Source organism: Brevibacterium sp. Z349TD_9 (assembly GCF_056173565.1).
In genome coordinates this window covers 2321001-2335114 of record NZ_CM149680.1, presented here as the reverse complement: position 1 = coordinate 2335114, position 14114 = coordinate 2321001, and the positions used below count along the sequence as shown (strand labels likewise).

10 protein-coding genes are annotated in these 14114 nt (G+C 69.2%); 7 read left to right on the top strand and 3 right to left on the bottom strand.

Going from position 1 to position 14114, the window contains the following annotated elements; all coding sequences use genetic code 11:
* Positions 1-109: 109 nt before the first annotated feature.
* A complete protein-coding gene (locus AC0VYB_RS10960; protein WP_063250141.1) occupies positions 110-814 on the top strand; it encodes a DedA family protein in 705 nt (234 codons plus the stop codon).
* Positions 815-872: 58 nt separating this feature from the next.
* On the opposite strand, the gene AC0VYB_RS10955 is transcribed toward AC0VYB_RS10960, so the two are convergent.
* A complete protein-coding gene (locus AC0VYB_RS10955) occupies positions 873-1904 on the bottom strand; it encodes a glutathione S-transferase family protein (protein ID WP_063250140.1) in 1032 nt (343 codons plus the stop codon).
* Positions 1905-2003: 99 nt separating this feature from the next.
* On the bottom strand, positions 2004-3812 hold the full coding sequence (locus AC0VYB_RS10950) for an AMP-dependent synthetase/ligase (RefSeq protein ID WP_238614619.1): 1809 nt from the start codon (positions 3810-3812) through the stop codon (positions 2004-2006).
* 173 nt (positions 3813-3985) lie between these two features.
* Between AC0VYB_RS10950 and leuS the strand changes: the two genes are divergently transcribed.
* Both leuS and nadE read left to right on the top strand, forming a co-directional pair.
* A complete protein-coding gene (gene leuS / locus AC0VYB_RS10945) occupies positions 3986-6898 on the top strand; it encodes a leucine--tRNA ligase (RefSeq protein ID WP_119296205.1) in 2913 nt (970 codons plus the stop codon).
* Positions 6899-6933: 35 nt separating this feature from the next.
* Positions 6934-7770 carry an ammonia-dependent NAD(+) synthetase gene (gene nadE, locus AC0VYB_RS10940; RefSeq protein ID WP_009377096.1) on the top strand — a complete coding sequence of 279 codons (837 nt, stop codon included), beginning with the start codon at positions 6934-6936 and terminating at the stop codon, positions 7768-7770.
* 87 nt (positions 7771-7857) lie between these two features.
* Here nadE and AC0VYB_RS10935 read toward each other — a convergent pair whose 3' ends face one another.
* Positions 7858-8553, bottom strand: a complete 696-nt coding sequence (locus AC0VYB_RS10935) for a hypothetical protein (RefSeq protein WP_119296206.1) — start codon at positions 8551-8553, stop codon at positions 7858-7860.
* A 93-nt stretch (positions 8554-8646) separates the two neighbouring features.
* On the opposite strand from AC0VYB_RS10935, the gene AC0VYB_RS10930 reads away from it, so the two are divergent.
* From AC0VYB_RS10930 to AC0VYB_RS10915, 4 genes are all read left to right on the top strand, one after another.
* Complete coding sequence (locus tag AC0VYB_RS10930) at positions 8647-9954, top strand: UDP-glucose dehydrogenase family protein (protein WP_119296207.1); 1308 nt, start codon at positions 8647-8649, stop codon at positions 9952-9954.
* Positions 9951-10826, top strand: a complete 876-nt coding sequence (locus AC0VYB_RS10925; protein ID WP_095375498.1) for a DegV family protein — start codon at positions 9951-9953, stop codon at positions 10824-10826. Before AC0VYB_RS10930 ends, AC0VYB_RS10925 begins: the two co-directional genes overlap by 4 nt.
* A gap of 134 nt (positions 10827-10960) precedes the next feature.
* Entirely contained in the window at positions 10961-11797 is an 837-nt protein-coding gene (locus AC0VYB_RS10920; protein WP_095375499.1) for a ComEA family DNA-binding protein, read from the top strand.
* Positions 11781-14111: a ComEC/Rec2 family competence protein gene (locus AC0VYB_RS10915; RefSeq protein WP_095375500.1), complete on the top strand. Its 2331-nt coding sequence runs from the start codon at positions 11781-11783 to the stop codon at positions 14109-14111. Before AC0VYB_RS10920 ends, AC0VYB_RS10915 begins: the two co-directional genes overlap by 17 nt.
* Positions 14112-14114 lie beyond the last annotated feature (3 nt).

The window sequence follows — 14114 nt, the reverse complement described above, 5'->3', positions numbered from 1 at the left end:
GTGCTCCTTCATGTCACTGAGTGCTCGTTCGGTGCGGTGTCTGCTCCCACACTAACCGCTGGGAGCGCTCTGTGAGCGGCAGACAAGGCCGTTGCCTAGACTGTTGCGCATGTCGCACACCGCCGCTCTCGCCGCGCCCGGACTGCTCATCGACACCGTCGCCTCCGGCGCCGCGGAGAACCTCAGCGGCTTCTCCGCCTGGACAGTGCGCATCATGGAGACCCTCGGTCCCATCGGCGTCGGGTTCCTTGTCTTCCTCGACAACATCTTCCCCCCGATCCCCAGCGAGCTCGTCCTGCCCTTGGCCGGCTTCACCGCCAGTCGCGGTCAGCTCAGCCTGGTCCTGGCGATCGTCTTCGCGACGATCGGCTCGGTCGTCGGGGCCGTCCTGCTCTACGCGATCGGCCGGTGGATCGGTCTCGACCGCATCGTGCGGGTCGCGGTGAAGATGCCGCTCGTCGACGTCGCCGACGTGCACAAGACGGTCTCATGGTTCGACCGTCACGGCGACAAGGCCGTCTTCTTCGGACGGATGATCCCCATCTTCCGTTCGCTCATCTCGATTCCAGCGGGCATGCGTGCGATGCCCATGGTCAAGTTCATTCTCCTCACCGCCGCCGGCAGCACGATCTGGAACACCGTCCTCATCGTCGCGGGCTTCCTCCTCGGCGAGAACTGGTCGATCGTCGAGACCTACGCCGGGTACTTCCAGACACTCGTCATCGCCGTCGTCGTCATCGCCGTCGTCGTCTGGATCGTCCTCAAGGTCCGCAGCCGCCGTCGCCGCAGCCGAGCGGAGACGACGGAGGCCTGAACCCCGCGGGTCCAGGCCTCCATCGGCGATCGCCTCGGCGAGTCACGCCATCAGGGTCTCAGCTCACCCAGGCGGCGGCGGTGTGCTCGACGGGAACCTCCTCGCCGGCGGCCACGGGTCCCGGCGGCGTGCCGTCGCCGAACGGACGGCCACCGAGCTCCTCACGACCATGCGGGGTGAGCCAGCCGGAGAGATCCGGTCCGTCGGGAACGACGCCGGTGGGATTGATGTCCTTGTGGACGATGTAGTAGTGCTGTTTGATCTGCGTGAAGTCGATCGTGTCGCCGAACCCGGGCGTCTGATAGAGGTCGCGGGCGTACCCCCACAGATTGGGGAAGTCGCGCAGCGCCGTGCGGTTGGTCTTGAAGTGCCCGTAGTAGACCGGGTCGAAGCGTGCGAGCGTCGTGAAGAGCCGGACGTCCGCCTCGGTGATCGATTCGCCCATGAGGAACCGGCGGGTCGCCAGCCGCTCCTCGATCGTGTCGAGCGCGGTGAAGAGGCGATCGAAGGCCTTGTCGTAGGCTTCCTGGGACCCGGCGAATCCGCAGCGGTAGACGCCGTTGTTGATCTCCGTGTAGATGAGCTTCATGAGCGACTCCATCTCGTCCCGAGACTCCTCGGGCCAGAGATCGGGCGCACCCTCCCGGTGGTAGGAGCGCCACTGCGTCGCGAAGTCCGCGGTGATCTGAGGGAAGTCGTTCGTCACCACGGCGCCGGTGGGGATGTCAACGATCGCCGGCACGGTGATCCCCCGCGGATAGTCGGGGAACCGGGTGAAGAACGCCTGCTGGAGGCGCTCGATGCCGAGCACCGGATCGACGCCGCCGGGATCGAGGTCGAAGGTCCACGACCGTTGGTCGTGGGTGGGCCCGGGCATGCCGAGCGAGATGACGTCCTCGAGGCCGAGGAGGCGGCGGACGATGACGGTGCGGTTCGCCCACGGACACGCACGGGCGGCGATGAGCCGATAGCGACCGGGTTCGACGGGCCAGCGGGCGTCGGGATCATCGAGGATGCGGTCCTCGATGTAGTTCGTGTCCCGGTTGTACTCCTCGCCGACGTTGACGTAGGCGGCGGTGTCGTTCGACATGGGATCTCCTCTCTGGCGATGGTGGACCCCCTGTTGGCCGCGGTCGCCTGACGGCGTCCCGACGGCCGCGGCCGACACGGTGGTTGAAATCTATACTACTCACTCCGCATAGAGGGCCTCGATCTCGTCGGCGAAGTCCTTGCCGAGCATGTGGCGTTTGACCGACTGCTTGGCCGAGAGGTAGCCGTTGGCCTCGCTGAGCTCGACGGGGACGATGCGGAACTTCTTGATCCCCTCGGCGCGGGAGACCGTGCGGTTGACACGCTCGACGGCCGCCTCGATCGTCTGCCGCACGGTGTCGTCCTCCGCGGCCTCCTCGAGTGTCATCTCGGGAAGGCCGTGGTTCTTCAGCCACGTCGGCAGCATCTCGGGGTCGAGGAAGATGAGCGCGGTGATGAACTTCCGGTTGTCGCCGACGAGCACGGGCTGGCCGATGATCGGGTGGCGGCGCAGGGCGTCCTCGAGCGGAGCCGGCGCGATGTTCTTCCCGCTCGAGGTGACGATGAGCTCCTTCTTGCGTCCGACGATGCTCAGGTAGCCGTCCTCGTCGAGGGAGCCGAGGTCACCGGTGGCGAACCAGCCGTCGTGGAACTCCTTGGCCGTGGCCTCGGGGTTCTTCCAGTACTCGCGGAAGACCGGGACGCCCTTGGCGAGCACCTCGCCGTCGGGGGCGATGGCGACGGTGGCGCCGGGCAGGGGCACGCCGACCGTGCCGATCTTCGACTTCTTGACGATGTTGACCGTGATCGGCGCCGTCGTCTCGGTCAGGCCGTAGCCCTCGAGGACGATGAGGCCGATGCCGCGGTAGAAGTGGCCGAGGCGGGTGCCGAGCGGTCCGCCGCCCGAGACCGCCCATTTGACGTTGTTGCCCATGATCTCGCGCAGCTTGCTGTAGACGAGCTTGTCGAAGAGGGCGTGCTGGAGCTTAAGCGACGCCGGGACCCTGCCGGCGTCCTGGGCCTTCGAATAGGCGACGGCGACCTTCTCCGCACGCCGGAAGATCTTCTCCTTCCCCCCGGCCTGCGCCTTCGCCAGCGCCGAGTTGAAGACCTTCTCGAAGACCCGGGGGACGCCGAGGATGAACGTCGGCTTGAAGCTGCCGAGGGCGTCGGTGAGCTTCGTGAGATCGGACTGATGGGCGAGCAGGGCGCCCGTGGACACGCAGAGGACCTCGATGAACCGGGCGAAGACATGGGCCTGGGGGAGGAAGAGGAGGCAGCGGCCGTCCTCTCCGGTCACCTCGGGGATCTGCTGCTCGGCGGCCTGCGCGGTCTGGACGAAGTTCGCATGGGTGAGCACACAGCCCTTCGGGCGTCCGGTGGTGCCCGAAGTGAAGATGATCGTCGCGATCGACTCGCTGCCGACCTGCGCGCGCCGGGCCTCGAGATCGGCGTCGCTCACGCTCTCGCCGGCGGCGGCGAGGTCGAGGAACGCGCCTTCGTCCCAGATCCACAGGCGCGGGGCGGGCAGACCGGCGATCGCCGCGGCATCGCGGACCCGCTCAGCGTGTTCCCGGGTCGCGACGAGGCCGCTGGTGACCTCGGCGTTCTCGAGCATCCAGGCGAGCTGGTCCTGAGAGGACGTGTCGTAGAAGGGCACGGAGATCGCCCCGGCGAACCACACGGCGTAGTCACTGAGAGTCCAGTCGAAGGAGGTGGGGCCGAAGATCGCGACTTTGTCCTCGAACCCGACGCCCGAGGCGATGAGCCCCTTGGCGGCCGCACTCACCTGAGCGACGAAGTCGGCGGTCGTCACCTCGACCCACTCTCCGTCGGAGAACTTCGCGAGGGCGCCGTGGTCGGGGTGGGACTCCAGGCGGGAGAGGAGGACATCGGTCGTCGAGGACGTCGTGTCCACGTCGAACCCGACGACCGGAGTGGATGACTGGGGCATTGTCGATGGGCTCATGTGTACTCCTTCGGGACATGGGTGACTGCCCAGTAAGCTTAGTGTGCGATCGTTCAGTAGTGAAATCGCTCACCTTTTCCGTCCTGCGAGGTCTCATCTGCAGTCTAGCCACATGAGAGGGCCGAACGCTCAGGCTACGATGGATCAAACGTGAAGTCTGGTGAAGGTTGGTAATGACGACGAACCCTGAGGAGACCGGCTTCCGCTACGACGCGGAGCTGGCGGAGAAGATCGAGTCGACTTGGCAGCGCACATGGGAGCAGGCGGGCACGTTCCACACGCCCAACCCGACCGGTGACCTCAGCCAGGACCTCGACGCCTCCTCAGCGTCCGCGTACGGACCGCCGTCCGACCTCGGCGAGCGGGAATCCCTCTACATCATGGACATGTTCCCCTACCCCTCGGGCGCGGGACTCCACGTCGGACATCCCCTGGGCTACCTCGGCACCGACGTCTACGGTCGCTACCAGCGCATGCGCGGGCGCAATGTCATGCACGCGCTGTCCTACGACGCCTTCGGCCTGCCCGCCGACCTCTACGCGGTGCAGACCGGGCAGCATCCGCGGATCACGACGGACGCGAACATGGCGAACATGAAGGCACAGCTGCGTCGCCTCGGCCTCGCCCACGACGAGCGCCGCAGCTTCGCGACGACCGACGACGACTTCGTCAAGTGGACGCAGTGGATCTTCCTCCAGATCTTCAACTCGTGGTACGACCCCGAGGCGCAGACCCCCGGCGAGGACGGCACGGGTGCAGCCCGGCCGATCTCCACGCTCATCGAGCAGTTCGCCACCGGTCAGCGCCCCACCCCCGACGGCCGTCCGTGGCAGGAGCTCAGCCACGCCGAGCAGGAGACGGTCCTCCAGGACTTCCGGCTCGCCTATGTCTCGGAGTCCCCGGTCAATTGGGCTCCGGGCCTGGGCACCGTGCTCGCGAACGAGGAGGTCACCGCCGACGGGCTGTCCGAACGCGGGAACTTCCCCGTCTACACGCGCACTCTGCGCCAGTGGAATATGCGCATCACCGCCTATGCGGACCGTCTCATCGACGACCTCGACGCCCTCGACTGGCCGAGCGCCGTGCACCGGATGCAGGTCAACTGGATCGGCCGCTCGAAGGGCGCCCTGCTGCGCCTGCCGCTGACCGACTCCGAGTCCTCCGTCGAGGTCTACACGACCCGACCGGACACGCTCTTCGGCGCCACCTACCTCGTGCTCAGCCCCGAGCATCCGCAGGTCGCCGAGCTGACCGCAGCAGAGTGGGATCCGCAGACCCCCGAGCAGTGGCGTGGGGGAGCGGCCACCCCCGCCGAGGCGATCGCCGCCTACCAGCGGGCAGCGGCGGCCAAGACCGACGCCGACCGGCAGCAGAGCCGGGAGAAGACCGGCATCTTCACCGGGTCGTACGCCGAGAACCCGGCCACCGGGCAGCAGATTCCGATCTTCGTCGCCGACTACGTCCTCATGGGCTACGGCACCGGCGCGATCATGGCTGTGCCCGCCGAGGACGCCCGCGACTGGGAGTTCGCGAAGGAGTTCGGTCTGCCCTACGTCCGGACGGTCCAGCCGCCTGCCGACCACGACGAGGACACCCCGTACACGGGCCCCGGAGTGATGATCAACTCCGCCAACGCCGAGGTCGACGTCAACGGGCTCGCCGTCGACGAGGCGAAGGCGAGGGTCACCGCGTGGCTGGCGGAGAAGGGCCTGGCCGAGGAGTCGACCCAGTACCGCCTGCGGGACTGGCTGTTCTCCCGGCAGCGCTACTGGGGTGAGCCGTTCCCCATCGTCTACGACGAGACGGGGACCCCGATCGCCCTGCCCGACGAGATGCTGCCCGTCGAGCTGCCCGAGGTCGACAACTTCGCCCCGCGCACCTTCGCCCCCGACGACGCCGACTCCCAGCCGGAGCCGGCGCTCGGCCGCAACCGCGACTGGGTCGAGGTCGAACTCGACCTCGGCGACGGACCGCGGACGTACTTCCGGGAGACGAACACGATGCCCAACTGGGCCGGCTCCTCGTGGTACCAGTTGCGCTACGCTGACCCGCACAACTCCTCGGCCGTCGTCGACCCCGTCAACGAGGAGTACTGGCTGGGGCCGCGGGGATCGAAGCCGCGCGGCGGCGCCGACCTCTACGTCGGCGGTCAGGAGCATGCCGTGCTCCACCTCCTCTACGCCCGCTTCTGGCACAAGGTCCTCCACGACCTCGGCTACCTCACGTCCTCGGAGCCCTTCCACCGGCTCGTCAACCAGGGCTACATCCAGGCGTATGCCTACACGGACTCCCGCGGCGTCTACGTCCCCGCCGCCGAGGTGGAGGAGCGGGCCGGCGACGACGGCGAGCTGACATTCTGGTACCAGGGGGAGCAGGTCAACCGCGAGTACGGGAAGATCGGCAAGTCGCTGAAGAACTCCGTCATGCCCGACGAGATGTACGACGCCTACGGCGCCGACACGTTCCGCGTCTACGAGATGTCGATGGGTCCCATCGAGCAGGACCGTCCGTGGGAGACCCGCGCCGTCGTCGGCGCCCAGCGCTTCCTCCAGCGGGTGTGGCGCCTCTTCGTCGACGAGACGACCGGAGAGTCCGTGATCGCCGAGGGCACCGCGGACCCCGAGACCCTCAAGGTCGCCCACCAGGTCATCGCCGGAGTCCGCGACGACATGGACCATCTGCGGTTCAACACGGCGATCTCGAAGCTCATCGTGCTCACGAACCACCTGACGAAGCAGGGTGCCGCCACGGCCGACGTCCTCGAGCCGTTGGCGATCATGCTCTCTCCCTTCGCCCCGCACCTGGCCGAAGAGCTGTGGTCGCGGCTCGGCCACGAGTCCTCGATCACCTACGTCGACTTCCCGGAGGCGGACCCCGCCTACCTCGTCGCCGACACCGTCACCGCGGTCGTCCAGGTCAAGGGGAAGGTCCGGGCCCGTCTCGACGTCGCCCCCGACATCTCCGAGGCCGACCTCGAGGCGCTCGCTCTCGAGTCGTCGAACGTCCAGCGGGCGCTCGGCGGAGCCGGCGTGCGCAAGGTCATCGTCAAGGCGCCGAAGCTCGTCAACATCGTCCCCGAGGCCTGATTCCAGGCCTCTGACCAGGAAGGGCTCAGACCTTCATGAGCACACACGACGCCGTCCAGGACGAGATCCGCAGCACCCTCGGCGTGCGCCCGGAGATCGACCCGGCGACCGAAGTGAAGAAGCGGGTCGACTTCCTCGTCGACTACGTGCTGACCACGGGAGTGCGCGGCCTCGTCCTCGGCATCAGCGGAGGCCAGGACTCGACCCTCGCCGGTCGGCTGTGCCAGCTCGCGGTCGAGGACCTGCGCCGGCGCGGTGCCGACGCCGAGTTCTGGGCGGTGCGCCTGCCGTACCGCGTCCAAGCCGATGAGTCCGATGCGCAGGACGCGCTGAGGTTCATCGATGCCGACCACGAGGTCGTCTTCAACATCGGCGCCGCCACCGACGCCGCCGCCGAGGAGTACCGTGCGGCGATGGGGGAGGCGATCTCCGACTTCGGCAAGGGCAACGTCAAGGCGCGGATGCGGATGACGGCTCAGTTCGAGATCGCCGGGGAGAAGCGGCTCCTCGTCGTCGGCACAGATCATGCCGCCGAGGCGGTCACCGGTTTCTTCACGAAGTTCGGCGACGGTGCCGCCGACGTCATCCCGCTCTCCGGGCTGAGCAAACGGCAGGGCCGGGCCCTGCTGCGCCACCTCGGCGCGCCTGAGCACCTGACGACGAAGACCCCGACGGCCGACCTTCTCGACGAGGCGCCGGGTCAGACCGATGAGTCGTCTCTCGGGCTCACCTACGAGCAGATCGACGACTTCCTCGAGGGCCGGGAGGTCGACGATGCGGTCGCGACAACGATCATCGAACGCTACCGCGCGACCGAGCACAAGCGCCGCACCCCGGTCACCCCGACCGACGACTGGTGGATCCGGCACTGAGGGACGGCGATCGTCCCGAGGACCAGTAGTGAGCGAACGACGAGACCCCGACCATCCTGTCGGGGTCTCTGTGCGTCTGCCTTGGGTTCAGGCGACGAGGCCGAGTTCGAGCGCGGTCTGCTTGAACTCCCAGCGGGCGGAGACGAAGCGGTCCCCGAGGCTCTCGCCGCGGCTGCGGGCCTCGGTGTACTCGCGCCAGCCGCCCTCGCGGGTGTCGCCGGGGCGGATCTCGCGCTTCGCGTCGTCGTCGCTGAGCGTCCGCGTCTCCTCGTTGACCCAGATCGACAGCGCCTCGGCGGCGCGGTAGAGGTTCATGAACGCGGTGTGCGAGCGGGGATTGTCGAAGCTCGACTTCGCGAACTCCTCGCGGAACGTGTGCAGGGGGGCCAGCTCGTCGACGGCGAGCGTGCCGAAGGTCGCATCGAGACGCAGGGACTGGACGAGGCCGCCCTCGTCGGGCAGGAGGGCGAGGATCCGCTGCGCCCTCGTCTCGTCGGGGATCTGGGCGACCTCCTCGTCGACGGGGGTGAGCCCCACCGCGTCGAGGCGTCCGCGTTCGGTGCTCAGACTCTGGCGCAGGGCATCGATCTGGGACTGGGCCCTCCGCCATTCGCCGTGGAAGATGAGCAGGGCCGCCGCCGCACCGAGGCAGACGACGATGCCGATCACCCACGCGAAGGGGTGGAGCGGGGGGATGAGGAAGAGGACGAGTCCGACGACGACGATGGCCGCGAGTGCCACCGCTGCCGTCGAATTGGTGAGGAAATCGAGGAAACGCTTCACGAATCCAAGCGTACTGTTTCCGCCTCCAGATATCGTGCAAGCAGGTGACATATAGTGTGCGTGAAATTGCTCGGTTCGAACGGGAGTGTGCGGGTGAAGGTTTCGGTCATCGGTTGTGGGTACCTGGGAGCCGTGCACGCGGCCGCGATGGCGTCGCTGGGCCATGAGGTCGTCGGCGTCGATGTCGACGAGGCCAAGATCAGCGCCCTGCGCGAGGGCAGGCCCCCGTTCTTCGAACCCGGCCTCGCCGACCTCCTGCTGGCCGCCCAGGACAAGGGCAGTCTCGACTTCACCACCGACGTCGCCGATGCCGCCGAGGCGCGCGTGCACTTCGTGTGCGTGGGTACCCCGCAGAAGCCCGGCGAGTTCGCCGCCGACGTCACCTATGTCGATGCGGCTGTGGATGCGCTGCTGCCGCACCTGCAGCCCAGGGCGGTCGTCGTCGGCAAGTCGACGGTGCCTGTGGGCACTGCCGGTCGCCTCGCCGGACTCGTCGAACCCGCCGGGGGAGTGCTCATGTGGAACCCCGAGTTCCTCCGCGAGGGCCATGCCGTCGAGGACACGCTCCACCCGAACCGTCTCGTCTACGGTGTCGCCGACGGGCAGGCCGGGGAGACGGCCACTGAGGCCCTCGACGAGGTCTACGCCTCGATGCTCGAGGCCGACACGCCGCGCCTGGTCGCCGACTTCGCGACCGCCGAGCTCGTCAAGACCGCGGCGAACTCGTTCCTTGCCACGAAGATCTCGTTCATCAACGCCATGGCCGAACTCTGCGAGACCTCCGGTGCCGATGTCACGCTCCTTGCCGATGCGATCGGGATGGATGACCGAATCGGTCGGAAGTTCCTCAACGCGGGTCTCGGCTTCGGCGGCGGGTGCCTGCCCAAGGACATCCGGGCGTTCATGGCCCGGGCCGGTGAGCTCGGCGCCGATCAGGCGGTGGCGTTCCTCAGGGAGATCGACTCGATCAACATGCGTCGGCGGGTGCGGATGGTCGACATCGCCCGCGATGCCCTCGGCGGGTCGTTCATCGGCAAGAGAATCACGATCCTCGGTGCGGCGTTCAAACCCGACAGCGACGATGTCAGGGACTCGCCGGCCCTGGCCGTGGCCCGTCTCATCGGCACGCAGGGCGGTGTCGTCACCGTCACCGATCCCGAGGCTGTCGACAACGCCTCCCGGGCGTTTCCGGAGCTCAACTTCGTCACCGACACCACCGAGGCGCTCACCGGGGCGGACGCGGTGCTCCTGCTCACCGAGTGGAGCGAGTACCGTGACCTCGATCCGGCCCAGGTGGCGGGCCTGGTGGCGAACACGGTCCTCGTCGACGGGCGCAACGTCCTCGATCCGCAGCAGTGGCGGGCGGCGGGGTGGACGTATCGGGCGCTGGGGCGCCCATGAGGATCGGTCTCGTCACCGACTCGACGGCGCAGCTGCGTGAGGACGAGATAGCCCGGCTCGACGAGACCACCGGCGGGCTCTTCCGCATCGTCCCGCTCACCGTGATCATCGGCGGCGAGTCCTTCACCGACGGCGACCTCGACGTCGACGTGCTCTGCCGGGAGATGGACGCCGGCACCGAGGTGAGCACGTCGATGGCCACCCCCGGCCAGTTCTCCGCCGCCTACTCCGACCTCATCGACCATGGCGCCGAGGCGATCGTCGTCGTCACGATGTCCGGCGAGCTCTCGGGCACCCGGGACTCCGCGGTGAGCGCGGCAGCCGACCAGCGGGTGCTCATCGACGTCGTCGACTCCCGCACCACCTCGGCGGGACTGGCCGGGGCCGTCGAGGTCGCAGCGGCAGGGATCGCCCGGGACGAGGACGTCGCCTCGATCGCCGGGACCGTCGCCGACTGGTGCGCCGGCGAGACGACGACGGTCTTCGCCCCGCAGAGCCTCGAGCATCTGCGCCGGGGCGGGCGCATCGGCGCCGCGTCCTCGCTGCTCGGTCGCGCTTTGCAGATCGTTCCCGTACTCGGGCTGACCGGCGGGGTCGTCACCCCCATCGCCCGGGTGCGCACGCGCGCGAAGGCGCTCGAGCGGATGAGCCTCATCGCCGCCGAGGCGGCCGCATCCCTGAGCGAGGACGACCGGCCGCTCGAGATCGAGGTCCAGCAGGCCGACGGACATCCGGAGGCAGCGGACGTCGTCGCCCTCACCGAGAAGCTTGCCGAACGGGGCCTGGCGACGAGCTTCCGCACCCTCTCACCGATCATCACCGCCCACGTCGGTCCCGGGGCGCTCGGCATCACGATCCAGACGACGCCCTGACTCCTCACTCGTGCGCATTTTTCTGTGCACGCTCGCCCCACTCGTGCGCTCACGGCCTGTGGACGCTCAGCCTCCGTCCACAGGCATTGTCGACCTCCTGGTCTCCTGGCGGGTTCGAGCCGTAGCGTGCGCGCATGGCTGTGTCCCCCGACGACCGGTTCGCCGGCCTCCTCACGTCGAGTGCGGAACGCGGCGGCTGGGTGCCCGGCGATGTCGTCACGAGCGACACTGCCGGCGACGAGGAGCCCGTCGAGCCCCGCCGCGTCCGCCTGCCCGTGCTCATCGCGCTGGCCGTGGCGACGCTCGCCGTCCTCGTCCTCGCGTACTGGGTGCTCCGGCCCGCTGACACCGAGCAGGCACCGAGCGCCCCGGCACCTGTTGCCACGGACGCTCCGGCACCAGGGGCGGGCGACGCTGCACCGGGCGGGCAGGGTGCAGCCGGTGAGACGGGTGGTGCGTCACCCGAAGCCGACCCTGCGGCCGAGGTCGTCGTCCACGTCACCGGGGAGGTGGAGAATCCCTCCGTCGTCACCCTGGCCGGCGGTTCGCGCGTCCGCGACGCCGTCGATGCCGCCGGTGGCCTGACGGCCGATGCCGACGCCGAGGCGGTCAACCTCGCCCGTATCGTCGCCGACGGCGAGCAGATCCGGATCCCCGCAGTCGGGGAGGACCCTCCCGCCTCGGCGCCGACGGCTCCCGCTCCTTCGGGCGCAGACGGCTCGGGCTCAGACTCGACGGGCAGCGGGGGAGGCGCCGATGCCTCGGGCAGCGGGACCGGCGCGAAGATCGATCTCAACACGGCGGATTCGACGACCCTGCAGACCCTGCCCGGAGTCGGCCCCGTCACCGCCGAGGCGATCATCGCCCACCGCGAGGCGACGCCGTTCACCAGCGTCGAGGACCTCCTCCTCGTCAAAGGCATCGGTCCGAAGACGTTCGAAAGCCTCAAGGACCTTGTCACGGTCGGGTGAGCCGAGGGCAGGGCTGCGTCGTACCGTCGTCGACTGGACGCGGACCACGGCGACCCTGTGGCCGGGATCGGTGCGCCTCGTCGCCTGCGCGGCGGGGCTGTGGGCACTCGCCCTCCTCGCGCCGGGACCGTGGGTGCTCGGGTTCGCCGTCGTGATCGGCGCGGTCGGCTTCGCGCTCCTGAGACCGCGTCACCACCTCGGCGTCGGACTCATCGTCTTCGCGTGCCTCGCCTCGGTCCAGGTCCTCACGCTCGCCGCTGCGCGCGGCCCCGACGGACCCACGGACACCGAGGGGATCGTCGTCGGTACGACGACGCCCGGCCCGTCCGGATGGTCACGACTGACCCTGCTCACCCCGGCCGGATTCGCCGAAGTCCTCGCCCCAGGCACCCCCGCCGCCGGCTCGCGCGTCGTCATGCGCACCGAACGCCTCGACCGGATCCGCGTCTCCGAAGCGGAGCCGGCCGTCATCCGGGCCCCGAACCGCGTGTGGCGGTGGCGGGCCGAACTGCGGGAACGGTTCCGAGCGGACTCCCTGGCCGTCGGCCACGACGGGGGAGCGCTCCTGCCCGGCCTCGTCGTCGGCGACACGGGCCCGCAGGATGCGCAGATGGTCGAGGACATGCGCATCGTCTCCCTCACGCACCTCTCCGCCGTCTCGGGTACGAACGTGACGATCGTCAGCCTCGGCGCGGGACTCCTCGCCGGCGCCTGCCGTGCGGGACCGCGCACGCGGGTGACCGTCGGGGTGCTCACGTGCCTGGGCTACGTTTTCATCGTCGGCGTCGAACCGAGCGCGATCAGAGCGGCGGGGATGGCGATCGCCGTCGCTGTCGTCTTCCTCCGCGGGGGTGGGATCTCTCCGGTCGCCGTCATCGCCGGCACCGTCAGCCTGCTCCTCACCGGTCTGCCGATGCTCGCGTCCTCGGTGGGCTTCGTCCTCTCTGTGATCTCGACGACCGCGATCATGTTCGCCGTCCCGATCCTGCTCAGACGCCTCAACGTGCGCTGGCCGCGCGCCCCGAGCGTGGTGCTCACCGCCCTCCTCGTCCCGCTCGTCGCGCAGCTGGCCTGCACGCCCGTGCTCGTCGCCATCGACCCGCGCCTCGGGGGATGGGCGGTCGTCGCGAACGCCCTCGCGAGCCCCGCGGTCCTGCCGGCGACCATAGCGGGATTCCTCTCCCTCGTCACCGGCGGCCTCAGCCTCCTCGGCGTTCCGGTCATGGGCTTCGCCACCGGACTCACGGCGTGGCTTGGCTCCCTGTTTGCGTGGTGGATCGTCGCTGTCGCCCGCGTCTGCGCCCGTCTGCCCGGAGCGTCTCTGTCGTGGCCGGAGCCTCCCCTCGGATCGATCGTCGCCCTCGTCCTCCTCGCCGGACTGGGTATCGGCATCGTCCTACTCGTGCGCAGACGCCTGTGGGGAATCCCCGTCATCGTCCTCGTCATCGCCCTCGGAGCGGCCGTCGTCGTCACCGGCAGTCCCCGGGGACCGGCGCGGGATTGGCTCGTGCTCGTCTGCGATGTCGGTCAGGGGTCGGCGACCGTGATCAACCTCGGCGACGGGGCGGGCCTCGTCGTCGACGCAGGTCAGGATCCGGTGCCGATCGATGCCTGCCTCGACGATGCCGGCATCGACCGGCTCGACCTCGCGATCTCGCATTTCGACGCCGACCACAGCGCCGGGTATGCGGGGGCGACGTGGTCGCGTGAGGTGCGTCGGCTCTGGGTCTCGGAGACCGTCGCGAACGGTCCGGAGGTCGCCCGGATCGTCGCGGACACCGGCGCCGAGGTGGTCGGACTCTCCCGGGGGAGTCGAACCGATGTCGGCGGGGTCGGCATCGAGGTCCTCTGGCCGCCGGCCGCGGCGGCGGGCACCACGGCCTCTGCGGACAGCGGTCCTGGGAGGGTACCGGATCCCTCGGCCGTTGCGGACCCGCCCGGCACGGACGCCGAGTCGGGCACTGCGGCGCGCAACGAGGACTCCCTCGTCCTGCGCGTCGACCTCGATGGGTTGAGCGTCATCATCCCCGGCGACATCGGCGAGGAGGAGCAGTTCGTCCTCGCCCAGAGCGTGCGTCCGGTCGATGTGCTCATCGCGCCGCACCACGGGTCAGGGGATCTCTCGGCGGAGTTCTATCGGGCGGCCGGCGCCCGCCTCGGCGCGGTCTCCGTCGGTGAGAACCGCTACGGTCACCCGACCACGGAATCCCTGCGCGCCTTCGGTCCGATTCCGGTGCTGCGCACCGACCGGTGCGGGACGATCGCCCTCTACTCAGGCGGCCGATACAGCACCGCAAGCAGCTGCGACCGCTGAGCC